The 19,896-nt window shown below is 75.0% G+C and carries 6 protein-coding genes and 1 pseudogene; all 7 read right to left on the bottom strand.

The features are described 5' to 3' along the window. Nucleotides 1-11,096 (bottom strand): SDR family NAD(P)-dependent oxidoreductase (locus ACZ6KO_RS18375; protein ID WP_469305699.1); only part of this gene is annotated, 11,096 nt, incomplete at its 3' end. Nucleotides 11,097-11,117: 21 nt separating this feature from the next. After that, nucleotides 11,118-11,168, bottom strand: a pseudogene (locus ACZ6KO_RS18380) (hypothetical protein); the annotation flags it as partial. Nucleotides 11,169-11,207: 39 nt separating this feature from the next. Beyond that, a complete protein-coding gene (locus ACZ6KO_RS18385) occupies nt 11,208-12,398 on the bottom strand; it encodes a 4-hydroxybenzoate 3-monooxygenase (protein ID WP_469305019.1) in 1,191 nt (396 codons plus the stop codon). Continuing rightward, on the bottom strand, nt 12,395-14,806 hold the full coding sequence (locus ACZ6KO_RS18390; protein ID WP_469305020.1) for a beta-glucosidase: 2,412 nt from the start codon (nt 14,804-14,806) through the stop codon (nt 12,395-12,397). Before ACZ6KO_RS18390 ends, ACZ6KO_RS18385 begins: the two co-directional genes overlap by 4 nt. Continuing rightward, nucleotides 14,803-17,019 (bottom strand): aminodeoxychorismate synthase component I, encoded by a 2,217-nt coding sequence (pabB, locus tag ACZ6KO_RS18395; RefSeq protein ID WP_469305021.1) that lies wholly within the window; start codon nt 17,017-17,019, stop codon nt 14,803-14,805. The genes ACZ6KO_RS18390 and pabB overlap by 4 nt, the downstream gene beginning before the upstream one ends. A gap of 5 nt (nt 17,020-17,024) precedes the next feature. Further along, nucleotides 17,025-18,602, bottom strand: a complete 1,578-nt coding sequence (locus ACZ6KO_RS18400; RefSeq protein WP_469305022.1) for an FAD-dependent monooxygenase — start codon at nt 18,600-18,602, stop codon at nt 17,025-17,027. Further along, nucleotides 18,599-19,816 (bottom strand): macrolide family glycosyltransferase, encoded by a 1,218-nt coding sequence (locus tag ACZ6KO_RS18405; protein ID WP_469305023.1) that lies wholly within the window; start codon nt 19,814-19,816, stop codon nt 18,599-18,601. The genes ACZ6KO_RS18400 and ACZ6KO_RS18405 overlap by 4 nt, the downstream gene beginning before the upstream one ends. Between the last annotated feature and the right edge of the window lie 80 nt (nt 19,817-19,896).

The following is a 19,896-nucleotide window of genomic DNA, read 5'->3' on the forward strand; positions in this document are numbered from 1 at the left end:
GGATCAACCAGCCGATCCCCCACACCCACCGACACCGCACCACGCGTCACACACCACAACCGAGCCGCAACACCGGCATCACCCAACGCCTGGACCAGCGTCAACGACCCCGCCACACCAAGCCCCGACACCACACCGTCCACCCGGCCACCCACACCCGCCAGCAGACCCGCCACCTCACCACGCGAAGCCCCACCAACAACCAGCTCCACCACGTCCACACCAGCCGACCGCAACACACCAGCCACCGCAGACCCGTCCACCACCACCCACCGACCGGACAAACCAGCAGTGAGGTCGGCGCGGGCAGGCTGCCACGTCACCTCGTAGAGCAGGTCGTCCAGCGCGTGCGCGCCGCGGCGCGGCACGAGCCAACTCGGCGGTTCGGGCTGCTCCGTGATGCGCGGCCAGTAGCGCTCGTGCTGGAAGGCGTACGTCGGCAGGTCGACAACGGCGTCCGGCGTCCCCGCGAACAGCGCGGGCAGGACGGGCGCGAGGCCGCGTGCGTGGGCCCGGCCGAGGGCGCCGACGAGGGTCGTGGCCTCGGCGCGGTCACGGCGCAGTACGGGCAGGAAAGCGGCGGGCGCGTCGAGGCACGCCTGGCCCATGCCGGTCAGCACGGCGTCGGGCCCGATCTCCACGTACGTCCCCACGCCTTCGGCGGCCAGGGTGCGTACCCCGTCGAGGAAGCGGACGGCTTCGCGGACGTGCCGGACCCAGTAGTCGGAGGACGACAGCTCCCCGGCGCTCGCGACCCGCCCGGTCAGCGTCGAGACGAATGGAATCGTCGGAGCCGCGTACGTGAGCCCTTCCGCGACCTCGCGGAACGCGTCGAGCATCGGTTCCATCAGCGGCGAGTGGAAGGCGTGCGACACCGTCAGCCGCTTGGTCTTGCGGCCCTGCCCGGCGAACCGGGCGGCCACGGCCAGGACGGCGTCCTCGGCACCCGAGATGACCACGGACCGCGGCCCGTTTACGGCCGCGATGCCGACATCTGCGCCCAGCAGCGGACGTATCTCGTCCTCCGTCGCCTGGACGGACACCATCGCACCACCCGCAGGCAGCTCCCCCATCAACCTGCCTCGGGCCGCCACCAGACGCGCCGCGTCCGCCAGCGAGAACACCCCCGCCACGTGCGCAGCCGCGATCTCACCGATCGAATGACCCGCCACGAAGTCCGGCCGCAGACCAAACGACTCGACCAGCCGGAACAGCGCCACCTCCACCGCGAACAAGGCCGGCTGGGTGAACTCGGTCCGGTCGATCTCCTCACCGTCCCCGAACACCACCTCCTTCAGCGGCAGTTCGAACTGCGCACACACCTCGTCGAAGGCCGCGGCGAACACCGGGAACGACGCGTACAGCTCACGCCCCATCCCCGCCCGCTGCGCACCCTGCCCCGAGAACAGGAACGCCGACGCGCCCGTCCCCGACGGCACGTGGTCGGTCTCCGCTTCGCCGCGCGCCACCGCGTCGAGTGCCGCGAGGTACGCGTCCCGGTCGGACCCGATGACGACGGCCCGGTGCGGGAACAGCGTGCGGGCCGCGGCCAGGCCGCGGCCGACGGCGGTCGGGTCGAGCCCGGGCCGGTCGGCGACGTACTCGCGCAGGCGCAGGGCCTGGCCGCGCAGGGCCCGGTCCGAGGTGGCCGACAGCAGCCATGGGGCGGCGGCCGGAGCCGGTGCCTCGGGCGTGCCGGGTGCGTGCGCAGGCGCGGCGGGCGCCTGTTCCAGGATCAGGTGGGCATTGGTGCCGCTCATGCCGAACGAGGAGACCGCCGCCCGCCGGGGCGCGCCCGTCTCGGGCCACGCGGTCGGCTCGGTGAGCAGGGCGACCGTTCCGGCCGACCAGTCGACGTGCGGGGTCGGCTCGTCCACGTGCAGCGTGCGCGGCAGGACGCCGTTCCGCATCGCCATCACCATCTTGATGACGCCGCCGACGCCCGCGGCCGCCTGGGTGTGGCCGATGTTCGACTTCAGGGACCCGAGGTGGAGGGGCTGGTCGGCGGTCCGCTCCTGGCCGTACGTCGCCAGCAGGGCCTGCGCCTCGATCGGGTCGCCCAGCGGGGTGCCCGTGCCGTGCGCCTCGACGGCGTCGACGTCGCGGGCCGCCAGGCCGGCGTTGGCGAGGGCCTGCCGGATGACGCGTTGCTGCGCCGGGCCGTTGGGCGCGGTCAGACCGTTGCTCGCCCCGTCCTGGTTGACGGCGGAGCCGCGGATGACGGCGAGGACCTGGTGGCCGTTGCGGCGGGCGTCCGAGAGGCGCTCGACGAGCAGCAGGCCCACGCCCTCCGACCAGCCGGTGCCGTCCGCCGCGGCCGCGAACGGCTTGCACCGGCCGTCCGGCGACAGCCCGCGCTGACGGCTGAAGTCGATGAAGGACTGCGGGGTCGACATCAGGGTCACACCGCCGGCCAGGGCGAGCTCGCACTCACCGCGCCGCAGCGACTCCGTGGCCAGGTGCAGGGCGACCAGGGACGACGAGCAGGCGGTGTCCACGGTCAGGGCGGGGCCCTCCAGGCCCAGGGCGTACGCGATCCGGCCGGAGGCGACGCTGCTCGCGCCGCCCGTACCGAGGTAGCCCTCCAGGCTCTCGGCCGACTGGGCGGCGAGCGCCGTGTAGTCCTGGCCGTTGGTGCCGACGAACACACCCGTGGCAGTACCGCGGGCCGAGCCGGGTGGCAGTCCCGCCCGCTCGAACGCCTCCCAGGCCACCTCCAGCAGCTGCCGCTGCTGCGGGTCCATGGCCAGCGCCTCGCGCGGCGAGATCCCGAAGAAGCCCGCGTCGAACTCGGCCGCCTGCCGCAGGAATCCACCGGCCCGCGTGTACGTGGTGCCCTGGCGGTCGGGGTCGGGGTCGTAGACCGCGCCGACGTTCCAGCCGCGGTCCCGCGGGAAGGGGGTGATCGCGTCGGTGCCGGAGGCGACGAGGTCCCACAGGTCCTCGGGGGAACTCACGTCGCCGGGGAAGCGGCAGCTCATGCCGACGATGGCGATCGGCTCGTCGCTGCCGACCGTACGGCGTACGGCGGCCTGGCCTGCCGTACCGCCCAGCAGGACGGACTTCAGGTGGCCCACCAGCGCCGCCGGGGTGGGGTGGTCGAACACCAGGGTGGCGGAGAGCGGCAGTCCGGTGGCCGCGCCGAGACGGGTACGGAACTCGACCGCGGTCATCGAGTCGAAGCCGAGGTCGCGGAAGGCGCGGTCGGGGTCGGCGGTCTCCTGTTCGGTGTGCCCGAGGACGGCGGCGACGGTGTCGCGGACCAGGTCGAACAGGACGCGCTCGGGGTCGTCCGCCGACTCCATCCGCTGCGCGAGCGGGGAGGCGGGCGGCACGTCCCAGGCGGGGACCAGGTCGGTGTCGGGCCAGTAGCGCCGCCGCTGGAAGGCGTACGTCGGCAGGTCGACGCGCCGGCCGGGCACGAGCGTGGGCCAGTCGGCGGGCAGGCCGCGGGTCCAGGCGTCGGCGAGCGCGCCGAGGAAGGCCTCCGCCTCCGGACGGTCCTTGCGCAGGACCGGCGTCAGCAGCCCGGCGAACTTCTCCGGCAGCGACTGACCCGCCATCGCGGACAGCACGCCCTGCGGACCCAGCTCCAGGAAATGCCCCACACCCTGCTCGACCAGGTGCCCGATCCCGTCGCCGAAGCGGACCGCACCCCGCACGTGCTCCACCCAGTAGCCGGCCGAGAACTCCGTGACGAGCTCACCCGTCACGTTCGACACCACCGGGACCACCGGAGCCGCGTACGTCAGCCCTTCCGCGACCTCGCGGAACGCGTCGAGCATCGGCTCCATCAACGGCGAGTGGAACGCGTGCGACACCGTCAGCCGCTTCGTCTTACGGCCCTGCCCGGCGAACCGTTCCGCCACGGCCAGCACGGCGTCCTCCGTGCCGGAGACGACCACCGACCGCGGACCGTTCACCGCGGCGATGTCGACATCGGCGCCCAGCAGCGGACGTATTTCCTCCTCGGTCGCCTGGACGGACACCATCGCGCCGCCCTCAGGCAGCTCCCCCATCAACCGGCCCCGAGCAGCGACCAACCGGGCCGCGTCCGCCAGCGTGAGAACACCCGCCACGTGCGCGGCCGCGATCTCACCGATGGAGTGACCGGCCACAAAGTCAGGTCGCAGGCCGAACGACTCGACCAGCCGAAACAGCGCCACCTCCACCGCGAACAGCGCCGGCTGCGTGAACTCGGTCCGGTGGACCCGATCCCCGTCCTCGAACACCACCTCCTTCAGAGGCAGTTCGAAGTACGCACACACCTCGTCGAAGGCCGAGGCGAACACGGGGAACGACGCGTACAGCTCCCGCCCCATCCCCGCCCGCTGCGCACCCTGCCCCGAGAACAGGAACGCCAGTCCACCACCGGAGACCGCGCCCTCGGCCACACCGGCCGCCGAACGCCCCTCGGCGAGGGCGGCGAGTCCCGCCATCAGGCCTTCGCGGTCCGCCGCGACGACGGCGGCGCGCGAACCGAGCGCCGCCCGGGTCGTCATCAGCGAGTGCGCCACGTCGGCCGCGGCCGGCGCGCTCTGCCCCGACACCAGCTCCAGCAGGCGGGCCGCCTGGCCCCGTACCGCGGCCGCGTCCCGGCCCGACAGCACCCACAGGGGCGGTACGGGGGAGGCCTCGGCCTCCGACGCGCCGGCCGGCATCTCGTCCGGGGCCTGCTGGAGGATCGTGTGCGCGTTGGTGCCGCTGATGCCGAAGGAGGAGACGGCCGCGCGGCGCGGCTCGCCGGTCTCCGGCCAGGCCACCTGTTCCGTCAGCAGCCGGACCGCGCCCGCCGACCAGTCGACGTGCGGGCTCGGCGCGTCCACGTGCAGGGTCTTGGGCACGATGCCGTGGCGCAGGGCCATGACCATCTTGATGACGCCGGCCATGCCGGCCGCCGCCTGGGTGTGGCCCAGGTTGGACTTGACCGACCCCAGCAGCAGCGGGCGGTCGGTGGGGCGGTCCTGGCCGTACGTCGCGAGCAGGGCCTGGGCCTCGATGGGGTCGCCCAGGGTGGTGCCCGTGCCGTGGGCCTCCACGACGTCGACCTGGCGGGAGGTCAGGCGGGCCCGGTCCAGGGCCTGTTCGATGACGCGTTCCTGGGAGGGGCCGTTGGGGGCGGTCATGCCGTTGGAGGCGCCGTCCTGGTTGACGGCCGAGCCCTGGACCACGGCCAGGACCCGGTGGCCGTTGCGGCGGGCGTCGGAGAGGCGCTCCAGCAGGAGCATGCCGGCGCCCTCGGACCAGGAGGTGCCGTCGGCCGCGGCCGCGAACGGCTTGCAGCGGCCGTCCGGTGCCAGGCCGCGCTGGCGGCTGAACTCGATGAACGTGTTCGGGGCGGCCATGACCGTCACGCCCCCGGCCAGGGCCAGGGTGCACTCGCCCTGCCGCAGCGCCTGGCCGGCCAGGTGGACGGCCACGAGGGAGGAGGAGCAGGCGGTGTCGACGGTGACGGCCGGGCCTTCCAGGCCCAAGGTGTAGGCGATGCGGCCGGAGGCGATGCTGCCGGCGCTGCCGTTGCCCGCGTACCCCTCCAGGCCCTCCTGGTCGTGGAGGAGGTTGACGTAGTCGTGGTACATGACGCCGGTGAACACGCCGGTGCGGGTGCCGCGGACGCTGTCCGGGGCGATGCCGGCGCGTTCGAAGGCCTCCCAGGAGGTTTCCAGGAGGAGCCGCTGCTGGGGGTCCATGGCGAGGGCCTCGCGCGGCGAGATCCCGAAGAAGACGGGGTCGAAGTCGGTCGCCCCGTCGAGGAAGCCGCCTTCGCGGACGTACGAGGTGCCGGGGTGCGCCGGATCGGGGTGGTACAGGGTGGCCAGGTCCCAGCCTCGGTCGGCGGGGAACCCGGCGATGGCGTCGCCGCCGGAGAGCACGAGCTGCCAGAGGTCCTCGGGGCTCTGGATGCCGCCGGGGAAGCGGCAGCTCATGCCGACGATCGCGATCGGCTCCTCGTCGGCGGCCGGGGTGCCGGCCGGCCCCGGGCGCCGGGCAGTGCCGGTGCCGGTGTCGGTGAGGCGGGCGCGCAGGTAGCCGACGAGGGCTGCCGGGGTGGGCTGGTCGAAGACGAGGGTGGCGGGCAGGCGCAGGCCGGTGACGGTGCTGAGCCGGTTGCGCAGCTCGACGGCGGAGAGCGAGTCGAAGCCGATGTCCTTGAACACCTGGTGGGGTTCGGCGGCTCCCGGGGTGCCGTTGCCGAGTACGGCGGCGACCTCCGTGCCGACGAGGTCCATCAGGAAGCGTTCGTGACGGTCTTCGGGCAGGGCGGCGAGGCGCTGGCCGAGGGGCGTGCCGGTGGCGCGCGCGGCCTGGGAGGCGGCGCGGCGCGGCGGGGTCGGGGTGAGCGCGCGCAGGACGGCGGGCCTCGGGGAGGTGCCGGTGGCGAGTGCGGCGGTGTCCAGGCGCATGGGGTGGAGGACGGCGCGGTCGTGGGAGGGGGCGGTGTCGAGGAGGGCGAGGGCCTCCTCGGTGGCCAGCGCGGTCATGCCGCCGCGCGCGATGCGCTCGGTGCCGGTGGTGCCGAGGGCTCCGGTCATGCCGCTGGACTCGGCCCACAGGCCCCAGGCCAGGGACTGGGCGGGCAGGCCCTGCTGCCGGCGGAGTTGGGCGAGTGCGTCGAGGTAGGCGTTGGCGGCGGCGTAGTTGCCCTGCCCGGGTGCGCCGAGGACACCGGCGGCGGAGGAGAACAGGACGAAGGCGCTCAGGTCCATCCCGCTCGTGAGCTCGTGGAGGTTCCACGCGGCGTCGGCCTTGGGCCGCAGGACGGTGTCGAGGCGTTCAGGGGTGAGGGACTCGATGACCCCGTCGTCGAGGACACCCGCGGTGTGGATCACGCCGGTCAGGGGGTGCGCCGCGGGTACGGACGCCAGCAGCGCGGCCAGCGCCGCACGGTCGGCGACGTCGCAGGCCGCCACGGTCACCGAAGCACCCAGCTCCGCCAGCTCGGCCACCAGGTCCGCACCACCACCCGACCGACCGACCAGCAGCAGACTCCGCACACCGTGCCGCACCACCAGGTGCCGCGCCACCGCCCGGCCCAGCGTCCCGGTACCACCCGTCACCAGCACCGTACCGCCCACCGCGAAGGACACCTCACGCGGCTCGAGAGCGGCCGGAACCCGGACCAGGCGGGGTACGCGGGCCACGCCCGCGCGGACCGACAGCTGCGGTTCCGGGGAGGTGAGGTAGGGCGTCGGGTCCTCGCCGGGGGCGAGGTCCAGCAGTGCGAAGCGGCCGGGGTGTTCCGACTGGGCGGCGCGGACCAGTCCCCAGACGGCGGCGCCGGCCGGATCCGTCGCGTCGTCGCCCGCCGCGTCGCGGGTGACGAAGACCAGGCGCCCGGGGGTCTCCGGGGCGTCGGTGGCGTCCCCGGTGGCCAGGGACGTCTGGAGGGCCGCCAGGGCGTGGCGCAGGGCGTCGCGGACGCCCGTGCGGGTGTCGGCCTCGACGACCGTGGCGGCCGGGAGGGGCTCGCCGGCCGGGGCGGGGACCCAGTCCAGGCGGAAGAGGGCGTCGGCGGCGGGGCGGAGCTGTCCGGGGGCCAGGGGGCGCAGGGTGAGGGCGCCGACGGTCACCACGGGCAGGCCGCCGGCGTCGGTGGCGGTCAGGGCGACGGCGTCCTCGCCGGCGCGGCGGAGCCGGACGCGCAGGGTGTCGGCGCCGGCCGCGTGCAGGACGACGTCGCGCCAGGCGAACGGCAGCCGGGCCGGGCCGTTCTCGCCGAGCAGCGTGCCGACGCCGACGGCCTGGAGTGCGGCGTCGAGGAGGGCCGGGTGCAGTCCGAAGCGGCCGGTGTGGTGTGCCTCGCGATCGAGGCGGACCTCGGCGAGGACCTCGTCGCCGAGCCGCCAGGCCGCGTGCAGGCCCTGGAAGGCGGGCCCGTAGCCGAATCCGGCGGCGGCGCGGTGCGCGTAGAAGGAGTCCAGGTCGACCGGTTCGGCTCCGGCGGGCGGCCACGCGGCCCCGGCGGAATCGGTCATCACCGGGGCGCCGGGAGTGCCGGAAGGGACGGGAGCGGCGGGCGCCAGGACGCCCCGGGCGTGCCGGGTCCAGCCGGTGGAGGTGTCGTCGTCCGGGCGGGCGTAGACGGTGACCGTGCGCCGGCCCTCGGTGTCGGCGGGGCCGACGGCGAGCTGGATGCGGACGGCCGCGTGCTCGGGCAGGACGAGCGGCGCTTCCAGGGTGAGTTCCTCCAGGTGCCCGCAGCCGGCCTGGTCGCCGGCGCGGACGGCGAGCTCGACGAACGCGGTGCCGGGCAGCAGGACGGTGCCCTCCACCGCGTGGTCGGCCAGCCAGGGCTGGGCGGCCGCGGAGAGCCGGCCGGTGAACAGCAGGTCGTCGGAGGCGGCGACGGTGACCATCGCGCCGAGCAGCGGATGGCCGGCGGGGTCCAGGCCGGCGGTGGTGACGTCGCCGGTCGCGACGCCGCTCGCCAGCCAGTACGGGGTGCGCCGGAAGGCGTACGTGGGGAGGTCCACGGGGCGGGCGCCCGCGAACACGGTGTCCCAGTCCAGGGTCAGGCCGTGCGTGTGGGCCTCGGCCAGGGCCCGGCCGAAGGTGGCGGTCTCCGGCTGGTCGCGGCGCAGCAGCGAGGTCCAGCGGGTGGTGGCGGACTCGGGCAGGCAGTCCTGGCCCATCGCGGTGAGGACGCCGTCGGGGCCGAGTTCGACGAAGGCGGTGACGCCGTGGTCGGCGAGGGTGCGGATGCCGTCGTGGAAGCGGACGGTCTCGCGGACGTGGCGGACCCAGTAGTCGGCGGAGCGCAGTTCGTGGGCGGTCGCGATGCGGCCGGTGAGGTTGGAGACGATCGGGATCCGCGGGTCCTGGAAGGTGAGCCGCTCGACGACGCCGCGGAACTTCTCGAGCATCGGTTCCATCAGCGGCGAGTGGAAGGCGTGGCTGACGTTGAGCCGCTTGGTGCGGTGGCCGGCGGCCTCCAGGGCGGCGGCGATCGTGTCGAGGGTGGCGGCGTCGCCGGAGAGGACCACCGACGCGGGGCCGTTGACCGCCGCGATGTCGACGCCGGGCGCCAGCAGGGGCCGTACGTCGGCCTCGGCGGCCCGGACCGACAGCATGGCGCCGCCGCCGGGCAGGGCCTGCATCAGCCGGCCGCGGGCGGCGACCAGGGCGGCCGCGTCGGGCAGCGGCAGCATGCCGGCGACGTGGGCGGCGGCCAGCTCGCCGACGGAGTGGCCGAGCAGGAAGTCCGGTCGCAGCCCCCAGCTCTCCAGGAGCCGGAAGAGGGCGACTTCGAGGGCGAACAGGCTGGCCTGGGTGTATTCGGTGCGGTCCAGCAGCGCCTGGTCGCCGCGCCCCTCATCGCCGAGGACCACGTCGCGTACGGGGGTGTCGAAGAAGCGGTCGAGCTGGGCGCAGACGGCGTCGAAGGCTTCGGCGTAGACGGGGAACCGGGCGTGGAGCTCCCGGCCCATGCCGGCGCGCTGGGCGCCCTGGCCGGTGAAGAGGAAGGCCAGCCGCGCGTCGGCGTGGGCCTCGCCGCGTACGACGTGCGGGGCGGGGGTGTCCTCGGCGAGGGCGCGCAGGCCCGTACGGAAGTCCTCGGCGCCGCTGCCGAGGACCACGGCGCGGTGGGTGAGGGCGGCCCGGGTGGTGGCGAGGGCGTGGGCGGTGTCGGCGAGGGCGTCGGCGCCGGCCTCCAGGCCCGAGAGGTCGGTGCGGGCCAGGAGGGTGCGGGCCTGGGCGCGCAGGGCGTCGGGGTCGGCGGCGGACAGCGGCCAGGGGATGACCGGGGGAACGGCGGCGCGTTCGGCGGGGGCGTCGCCGCCGGGGGCGGCGGGGGCCGCCTCGACGATCAGGTGGGCGTTGGTGCCGCTGATGCCGAAGGAGGAGACGGCCGCGCGGTGCGGCTCGCCGGTCTCGGGCCAGGGGGCCGCTTCGGTGAGCAGCCGGACGTCACCGGCGCTCCAGTCGACGTGCGGGGTGGGCTCGTCCACGTGGAGGGTGCGGGGCAGGACGCCGTGGCGCAGGGCCTGGACCATCTTGATGACGCCCGCGACGCCCGCCGCGGCCTGGGTGTGGCCGATGTTGGACTTGACCGAGCCGAGCAGCAGCGGCCGCCCGGCGGGGCGGTCCTGGCCGTACGTGGCGAGCAGGGCCTGGGCCTCGATGGGGTCGCCGAGGGTGGTGCCGGTGCCGTGGGCCTCGACGGCGTCGATCTGGCCGGTGGTCAGGCGGGCCTGTGCCAGGGCCTGGCGGATGACGCGCTGCTGGGCGGGGCCGTTGGGGACGGTGAGGCCGCTGCTGGCGCCGTCCTGGTTGACGGCGGACCCGCGGATGACGGCGAGGACGGGGTGGCCGTTCGCGCGGGCGTCGGAGAGCTTCTCCAGGAGCAGCAGGCCGGCGCCCTCGCCCCAGCCGGTGCCGTCGGCGGCGGCCGCGAAGGGCTTGCAGCGGCCGTCGGCCGCGAGGCCCCGCTGCTGGCTGAAGTCGACGAAGAGGGCGGGGTCGGCCATGACGGTGACGCCGCCGGCCAGCGCGAGGGAGCATTCGCCCTGGCGCAGGGCCTGGGCGGCCAGGTGCAGGGCGACGAGGGAGGAGGAGCAGGCGGTGTCGACGGTGACGGCGGGGCCCTCCAGGCCCAGGACGTAGGAGATCCGGCCGGAGGCGACGCTGCCGGCGTTGCCGCTGCCGAGGTACACCTCGACGCCCTCGGGCACGTCCTGGGCGCCGGCGGCGTAGTCGTGGTGCATGACGCCGGCGAAGACGCCGGTACGGCTGCCGCGCAGGGACGTGGGATCGATGCCGGCGCGTTCGAAGGCCTCCCAGGAGGTTTCCAGGAGGAGCCGCTGCTGGGGGTCCATGGCGAGGGCCTCGCGGGGCGAGATCCCGAAGAAGCCGGCGTCGAACTCGGCGGCGCCGTCGAGGAATCCGCCGTCGCGGACGTAGCTGGTGCCCTGGTGGTCGGGGTCGGGGTGGTAGACGGCGCCGATGTCCCAGCCGCGGTCGGCGGGGAAGCCGCCGACCGCGTCGCGGGCGTCGGCGACCAGCCGCCACAGGTCTTCGGGGGACCTGACGCCGCCGGGGTAGCGGCAGCTCATGGAGACGATCGCGATCGGCTCGGGCTCCTCGGCCGACCGCAACCGCTCCCGGGTCTGGTGCAGTTCGGCCGTCATCCACCGGAGGTGGTCGAGCATCTTGTCTTCGTTTGTCATGACGTACCGAAACTCCCGTTGATCAGGTCAGGGTCGCCGTCAGCGGCGAGAGAGCCCCACGTACTGCTCGGCGAAGTCGGTCGCCGCGGCGGTGGAGCCGGTCAGGTGGTCGAAGCGGGCCCGCAGCAGGCCCCGGTCGAAGGCCGTGCCGTCCGGCCGGGTGTGCAGCAGGTCCGTCATCCAGCGCGAGAACTCCTGGCCGAGCCAGGCGCGCCGCAGGGCGGTGTCCGAGTAGCCGTCGAGGGCCTCGCGGCGCCCGGAGCCGTACCAGACGGCCAGGGCGCCGGCGAGGAGCTCGGCGTCGGCGACGGCGAGGTTGAGGCCCTTGGCGGCGCTGGGCGGCACGATGTGCGCGGCGTCGCCGAGCAGGAACAGCCGCCCGTGCTGCATGGGTGCGCACAGGAAGCTGCGCAGCGGCACCAGGCTGCGCTCCAGGACCGGTCCCGTCGGCAGGGTGCCGGCGCCGCCGGTCAGCCTGCGGTCGAGCTCGGTCCAGATCTCGTCGTCGGAGCGGTCGTGGAGGCCCTCGGAGGTGGGGACCTGGAGGTAGAGCCGGCTGACGGTGGCCGAGCGCATGCTCTGCAGGGCGAAGCCGCGGTCCCCGACGGCGTAGATCAGCTCCGGGGAGAGCGGCGGGGCCTGGGCGAGGACGCCCAGCCAGGCGTACGGGTGGCTGTGGGCGTGGGTGGTGAGCGCGGCCGTGGGGACGGCGGCGCGGCTGACGCCGTGGAAGCCGTCGCAGCCCGCCACGAAGTCGCAGGTGATCTCGGTGGGCCGGCCGTCGACGGTGCAGGTGAGCGTCGCGCCGTCGGCGGCCAGGCGGGCCACGCGGACGTCGTCGACGCCGAAGTGGAGCGCGCCGGGGCCGGCCGTACGGGTGGCGATGAGGTCCTTGACCACCTCCTGCTGCCCGTACATCCACACCGAGGCGCCCGCGAGCTTGGCGAAGGGCAGCCGGTAGGGGTCGCCGTCCAGGCGCAGTTCGAAGCCCTCGTGGACCAGGCCCTCGCGGTCGAGGCGCTCGGCCGCGCCGGCCCGGCGCAGGGTCTCCACGGTGCCCTGTTCCAGCAGGCCGGCCCGCACGCGCCGCTCGACGTGGGCGCGGTCGCGGCGTTCCAGGACGACGGAGGCGATGCCGTTCAATTCGAGCAGCCGGGCCAGCACCAGGCCCGCGGGCCCGGCGCCGACGATGCACACCGGGGTGCGGATCCGGTGCGGGGCCGCCTTCACCGGTGCACCGTGCCGTCGGCCTCGACGCGGACGGTGGCCGACAGCGGCAGGTCGGCCGAGGAGCGGCCGACGAGGACGGTGCGATCGCCGGGGGCGACGGCCCAGGCGCGGGTTCTGTCGTCCCAGTACGTGAACCGGGGGGCGTCGAGGACGATCTCGACGATGGCCGAGGCGCCGGGCTCCAGGTCGACGGTGGCGAACCCGGCGAGCGCCTTGAGGGCCTGCGGGACGTCGAGTCGGGGGCTGCGGCCGAGGTAGACCTGAACGGTCTCGCGGCCGGCGCGGGCGCCGGTGTTGCGGACGGTGCAGGAGACCTTCAGCTGCCGGCCGGCCGGGGTCAGGGCCAGGTCGTCGTAGGAGAAGGTGGTGTAGCCGAGGCCGTGGCCGAACGGGAAGCGGGGGGCGACCTGGTGCTCGTCGTGCCAGCGGTAGCCGACGAAGAGGCCCTCCTGGTACTCGACGCGGCCGTCGACGCCGGGGTAGCTCAGCGGGTCCCCGGCGACGGAGGTGTGCCCGGCGTCCACGGGGAAGCTCTGGGTGAGGCGGCCGCTGGGCTCGGCGTCGCCGAAGAGCAGGGCGTCGGTGGCCTCGGCGCCCATCTCGCCGGGGTACCAGACGTCGAGGACGCCGGCGACGAGGTCCAGCCACGGCATCGTCGGGGACGAGCCGGTGTTGAGGACGACGACGGTGCGGGGGTTGGCGCGGGCGACGGCGGCGATGAGCTCGTCCTGGAGGCCGGGCAGGGCGAGCGCGGGGCGGTCGAGGAGCTCGGCGAGCTCGTCGTACGCGAAGACGACCGCGACCTCGGCGCCGCGGGCGGCCTCGGCGGCCTCCTCGATGTCGGCGCGCGCCTGTTCGGGGGTGACCCAGCCCAGCGTCAGGCGCACCGGGCCCGAGGGCATGGGCAGGGCGGACAGGACGAGCTTGTACGTGCCGGGCTCCAGGTCGACGGTCAGGCCGGCGGTGTCGCCGAAGGAGCTGCCGGCGAAGACGCGGGGGTGGCCCTCGAGGTCGATGGCCGCGTAGCCGCCGAGCGCGGTGACGGCGATCCGGTAGCGGCCGGCCGTCTCGATGGTCAGCTGCCCCTCGTAGAAGTAGTCGGGTTCGGTGGACGGGCCGGCCGGGACCTCACCCGCGCGGAAGGCGGGCACCAGCGCCGACTCCGGGATGGGCCGGCCGGCCGGGTCCTCGCCGACGTGGTAGCTGACGGCCCGCTCGCCGAGGCGGCCGCGCAGCACCTCCAGCGGGGTGCTCGCCTCGGCGGGGACGACGAGGGCGCTGCCGACGCCCGAGGTCTTGGGTACGGCGGCGGGGAAGCCGATGACGGCGAGGCCGCCGCGCGTCAGCTCCGTGCCGGACAGGGGCAGGACGCCGCGGGGGTTGTGGAGCAGGACCGAGCCGGCGCGGGCGACGTCGAGGGCCAGCTCCCGGCCGCGCCGCGCGTCCCGCTCGGGGTACGTCCGCTCGGGGTACGCCCGCTCGCCGGCGTCCGCCGTGAGGAGGCCGAAGCGGGCCATCTGGCCGAGGATGCGGGTCACCGCGCGGTCCAGGACGGCCTCCGGCACGCGGCCCTCGGTGATCGCCTCGCGCAGCGGCTCGCCGAGGTGGGCGCCGTTCGGCATCTCCTGGTCGAGGCCGCGTTCGATGGCGGCGGTGTCGTGCACGGCGTCCCAGTCGGACATCACCCAGCCCTCGAAGCCCCACTCCTCGCGCAGCACGGTGGTCAGCAGGGTCTCGTTCTCGCAGGCGAAGTGGCCGTTGACGCTGTTGGTGGCGCCCATGAGCGCGCCGGCGCCGGCCTCGACGACGGCCTGGAACGCGGGGAACTCGATCTCGCGCAGGGTCCGTTCGGAGACGACCGTGTCGATCGTCATCCGGTTCTCCTCCTGGTTGTTCGCCGCGAAGTGCTTGGGCATCGCGATGACGCCCTGCGACTGGATGCCCCGGACCACCGCCGTGCCGATGGCGGTGACCAGCAGCGGGTCCTCGCCGTACAGCTCGAAGTTGCGGCCGCCGAAGGGCTGGCGCAGCACGTTGAGCATGGGGCCGATGAGGACGTCCTGGCGCTTGGCGCGGGCCTCGTGGCCGAGGTAGGCGCCGTAGCGGAAGGCCAGGTCCTCGTCGAAGGCGCAGGAGAGGGCGACGGGCGCGGGCAGGGCCGTGGTGGTCCGGCGCTTCATCCGGACGCCGGCCGGTCCGTCGGTCATGCGCAGCGGGGGGATGCCCAGGCGGGGTACGCCGGGGATGTAGCCGGACTGGCCGAGCTGCTCGGGGTCGTCGGCGCCGTGGACGAAGGAGAGCTTCTCGTCGAGGGTCATCGCGGCGACGAGGGCGGCGACGTCCGGGGTGGCGGCGGGGACGGCGGCGGCCGTGGCGGGGGTGGCGTCGGCGGTGGTCTGGGCGGTCATCGGGGGTCACTTCCGGTTCGGTCGGCGGCGGGGAGCGGGAGGCGGGCGCCGCCGGGGTGCGCGAGGGCGCGGGCCGGGGCTTCGGCCTTGAGGAGCATTTCGTCGTACTCGTCGTCGGGGTCGGAGCCGAGCACGATGGCGCCGCCGGCGCCCACCTGCCAGCCGCCGTCGTGGCGGACCATGGTCCGGATGACGATGTTGAGGTCGGTGACGCCGTCGCAGCCGAGATAGCCGAGGGCGCCGGAGTAGATGCCGCGGGCGCGGCCCTCCAGGGCGTCGATGATCTCCAGGGTGCGCAGCTTGGGCGCGCCGGTCATGGAGCCGCCGGGGAAACAGGCGCGGACGCAGTCGATGGCGTCGTGGCCGTCCTTGAGGGTGCCGCGGACGGTGGAGACGAGCTGGTGGACGGTGGCGTAGCTCTCGGCGGCCATCAGGACGGGGACGTGGACGGAACCGACCTCGCAGACGCGGCCGAGGTCGTTGCGCATGAGGTCGACGATCATCAGGTTCTCGGCGCGGGTCTTGGTGCTGGAGACCAGCTCCGCGCGGTTGCGCTCGTCCTCGGCCGGGGTCGCGCCGCGCGGCGCGGTGCCCTTGATCGGCTTGGCCTCGGCGACCCGGTCCGCGGTGATCCGCAGGAACCGCTCGGGCGAGGAGCAGGCCACCTCCGTGTCGTCCAGGCGCAGGTAGGCGGCGTAGGGGGCGGGGTTGAGCCGGCGCAGCCGCCGGTACGTGGCGAGGCCGCCGTCGGCCGCCGGGACGTGGGCGACGTTGGTCAGGCAGATCTCGTAGCTCTCGCCCGCGGTCAGGAACTCCTGGGCGGCGCGGACGTCGGCGGTGTACGCGGCGCGGTCGCGGGCCAGTCGCGGCTCGACCGGGGCGGGCCCGGCGCCGTCGGCCACGGGCTGGGACGCCGCGCCGGGCTCCGGGCCGGCGAGGGTCTCGGCCGTCTCCGCCAGCCAGCGTTCGGCCGCGGCGGCGGTGGCGTCGTCGGCGCTCAGGGCGAGCAGGTAGGTGCGGCCGGTCTCGTGGTCGGCGGCGAGGAACCGGTCGGCGAAGATCCAGACGGCGTCGGGGGTCGGCGCGGTGCGCCGGGCGGGCGAGCCGCAGTCGGCCCCCATTTCGTAGCCGAAGTAGCCGACGTAGCCGCCGGTGAAGCCGAACGGCAGCGGCGGGGCGTCGATGGTGCGCCGGGCGAGCTCGCGCTGGAGGTAGTCGAAGACGGACTCGCGGTGGGCGGCCGGGGCGGCGCCGGTGGCGGCGACCTCGACGACGCCGTCCCGGACGCGGTAGCGCACGGTCTCGGCGAGCGGTCCGCGGGCGTCGCCGAGGAAGGAGAAGCGGGACAGGCCGGGCTCCACGTGGGAGCTGTCCAGCCAGAAGGCGTACGCGGAACCGGCGTAGAGGCGGGCGAACGCGGCCTCGGTGTCGACGGGGACACCGGCGGGCGTGCGGGCCTCGGCCACGTGCAGCCGGTACCGGACGGGCCCGGCGGCAGCGGCGGCGGGCGCCGTACGGGCGGACCCCTCGGCGGCGGGCGCGGCGGACCCCTCGGCAGCGGGCGCGGTGGGCGCCGTACGGGCGGGCGCGGGCCGCGGCGCGGTGGTCGGCCGGCCGCCGGTGCGCTCGGCGCGGTCGGCCAGCGTCAGGTCCCGGAAGTTGGCCAGCATGCGCCGCCCGTACTCGGTCTCGATGGACTCGGGGTGGAACTGCACGCCCCAGCGCGGCAGCAGCCGGTGGCGCAGCGCCATGACCACGCCGTCCTCGGACCAGGCGGTGGCCTGGAGGTCGGAGGGCAGCGGCTGGGCCACGCACAGCGAGTGGTAGCGGACGGCGCCGAACTCGGCCGGTATGCCGGCGAAGAGCTCGTCACCGTCGTGCCGGACGCGGGCGACCTCGCCGTGCACGGGCACGGGGGCGGGCACCACCTCTCCCCCGGCCCACACGGCCAGGCCCTGGTGCCCGAGGCAGACGCCGAGGACCGGTACGCCGGCCTTGGTCAGGACGTCGCGGGAGACGCCGAAGTCGCGCGGGCGGGCGGGGTGTCCGGGGCCGGGCGAGATGACGATGTTGTCGTAGGCGTCCAGGTCCAGGTCGGCGATGGTGGCCGCGTCGTTGGCGAGGACGACGGGCTCCTCGCCGTTCACGTCGGCCAGCAGCTGGAAGAGGTTGTAGGTGTAGGAGTCGTAGTTGTCGATGAGGAGGGTGCGCATGGGGCTCACCTGCTTCGCGTGGGGGCCGGCGGCCGGCTGCCGAACCGGTCGAGGTGGCTGAGGACGTCGCCGGACCGCTCCACGGCGGCGAGCCGGGCCAGATGGCCGTCGGGGCGGACCAGCGCGATCACCGGCCGGGCGCCGAACACCGGGGTCAGGGCGGCCCGTCCGGAGGGCGCGAGGGAGGCCAGGTCGTGCACCGCGACCCGGTCCGCGAGGGTGGCGCGGGCCCGGTCGGCGGTGTGCTGCCAGCCGGCGTGCGGCCGCCGGCCGGGCCACAGCAGGACGGTGTGGTCCCGCTGGTCGAGGACGGGGGCGCCGGCGTGCAGGCGGGTGCGGTGGAAGAACGGCAGCCGGTCGCCGGGGCGGGCCCGGCGGCGCAGCTGGGCGCGCCACAGCGGGGCGTCCCCGGGTCCGTAGCCGAGGCCGAGCTGGCTCATCACGGGGGCGGCGACGTACCGCAGGAAGCCGGTGCGGTGGGCGGCGGCCACCGTCAGGTCGCGCAGGGTGCGCTCGCGCGGCGAGGGGGCGCCGGAGAGCCGCATCTCGGTGCGGATGAGCGTACGGACCTGCTCGACGGCCTGCCGGCGTTCGGTGTCGTAGGTGTCGACGATCCGCTCGTCCCAGGTGCCGCGCGCGACACCGCCGAGTTTCCAGCCGAGGTTGACGGCGTCCTGGAGGCCGAGGTTGAGGCCCTGCCCGCCGAGGGGGACCACGGAGTGGGCGGCGTCGCCGGCGAGGACCACGCGTCCGTCGCGGAAGCGGGTCGCGACCCCGGGGCGGGGGAAGTAGGTGCGGGTCCACAGGGGTTCGCCGAGCCGGTAGGGCAGGCTGGTGCGCTCGTCGACCATCGCCTGCCAGTCGGCCAGCGGCCGGCCGGACCAGTCTGGTTCGCCCGGGGCGACGACGGTGGCGAGGCGGCAGACGCCGTCGGGCAGGTGGACCAGCGGCAGCAGTCCGCCGTCGGCGTAGTGGTACTCGACGGTGGAGACCCGGGGTCCGGTGACGGGGAAGTCGCCCAGGGCGATGCCCAGCGGGAAGGGGATGCCGGGGTAGGGGATGCCGAGCAGCCGGCGGGTGGCGCTGCCGGCGCCGTCGGCACCGATGAGCCAGTCCGGTTCGGTCACCTCCACGGAGCCGTCGGCGTGCCGGAGGGTGGCGACGGGGAGGGTCTTGGCGTTGTCGAGGGCCTCCAGCGTGGTGCCGTACTCGATCCGGCCGCCCAGTTCGGCGAAGCGGGCGCGCAGCAGGTCCTCCAGCTCGCGCTGGACGATGCCCAGGCCGAAGGGGCGGGCGGCGCCCGGCACGCTCATCGGTACGGTGCCCAGGCGGCGGCCGCGGGAGAAGAAGCTGACGTCGTCGGCGCGGAAACCGCGGGCGACGAGCTCGTCGGCGATGCCGCTCTTCTCCAGGAGCTCCAGGACGCGCGGCCAGATCATGACGGCGCGCGAGTGCGGGTCGAAGTCCTCCTCCGGCGGCTTGCTGTCGATCAGCCGGACGGGGACGTCCTGCTGGAGGAGGTCGCAGGCCAGGAGGGTGCCGACGGCGCCGGCTCCGACGATGAGGATGCTCTGTGCGGTCACGACGTCGCCGCCTTCGCGGTGGTGGGGGCCAGGTGGGCCTCGAGGGCCTCTGCGGCGCGGCGGGCGCCGCCGGCCGCGCGGGTCAGCTGCCGGGTCCGGGCGGCGGCCGCGGCGATGCCCGGGTCGGTGCTGACGGTCCGTACGGCCGCCAGCAGCCGCTCGGCGTCGGCGTCGGCCGCGTCCAGGCGCACGCCGAGGCCGAGTTCGGCGACGCGGTCGGCGATGATCTCCTGCTCGACCATCTGCGGCACGACGACCATCGGGGTGCCGAAGGCGAGGGCTTCCATGGTGCTGCCCATGCCGCCGTGGGTGACGAACGCGGCGGCCTGCTCCAGGACCGACAGCTGCGGGACGCTGCGGTGGACCTCGCAGTGGGCCGGGAGCGGTCCGAGGCCGGCCGGGTCGACGTGCTGGCCCACGGACAGCACCAGGTGCAGGCCGCTGTCGGCGAACGCGTTCACGCAGGTCCGGTAGAAGTCGGCGGCCCGGTTGAAGACCGTGCCCAGCGAGACGAGGACGGTGGGGCGGTCCGGATCGGCCGGGCGCCAGGTTCCCTCGGCCTCGCGGCCGCCCAGGCTCGGTCCGACGAAGCGGTAGTGGCCGCCGAAGGTGTCGGCCGCGGGCTGGAACTCCCGGGGCAGGAAGGCCAGGTTGAGCTCCTCCTCGAAGTCCATGAACTCCTCGGTGGAGATCCCGCCGAGCCCGGCCTCGGCGAGGAACCGGGTCAGGTGCTCCTCGAACGCGGCGCTGTTGGCCGCGTGGGCGGCGGAGCGGCCGGTGCGCGCCAGCATCGCGTCCATCAGGGCGTACGTGCGGTTGGACGCCAGGGTGGGGAAGAACTGGGCGGCGCGGCAGCCCCAGCGGCGGGCCAGGGTGCGCCCGGCGAAGGGGGCCGTGTTGTCGTACACGACGAGGTCGGGACGGTCCTCGCCGACGAAGGACTCGGCGAGCGCGATCCGTTCGGCGCTGCCCGCGAGGAAGAACAGGGGCAGGGCGCTGGGGTCGTTGTCGGTGAAGGCCCGCGGGGAGTGGTTCGGGGAGGTCGCGACGTCGTAGCGGCACACCTGCGCGCCCAGGCGGGTCAGGCGGTCCTCGAAGGCGCCGGTGGTGAAGTAGGTGACCCGGTGTCCGCGCGAGACCAGCTCGTCGACGATGCCGAGGGTGGGCGAGACGTGCCCGTGGGCGGCCACGCTGAAAAATGCGATGTGTGCCATCTGTTCCTCAGGGTGTGCGAGAGGTTGAGGGGTACGGGTGGGCCGCGGCGGACGGCGGCGGGCAACGGGCCGGCGGCTCG

The organism is Streptomyces sp. NPDC042102 (genome assembly GCF_055582305.1).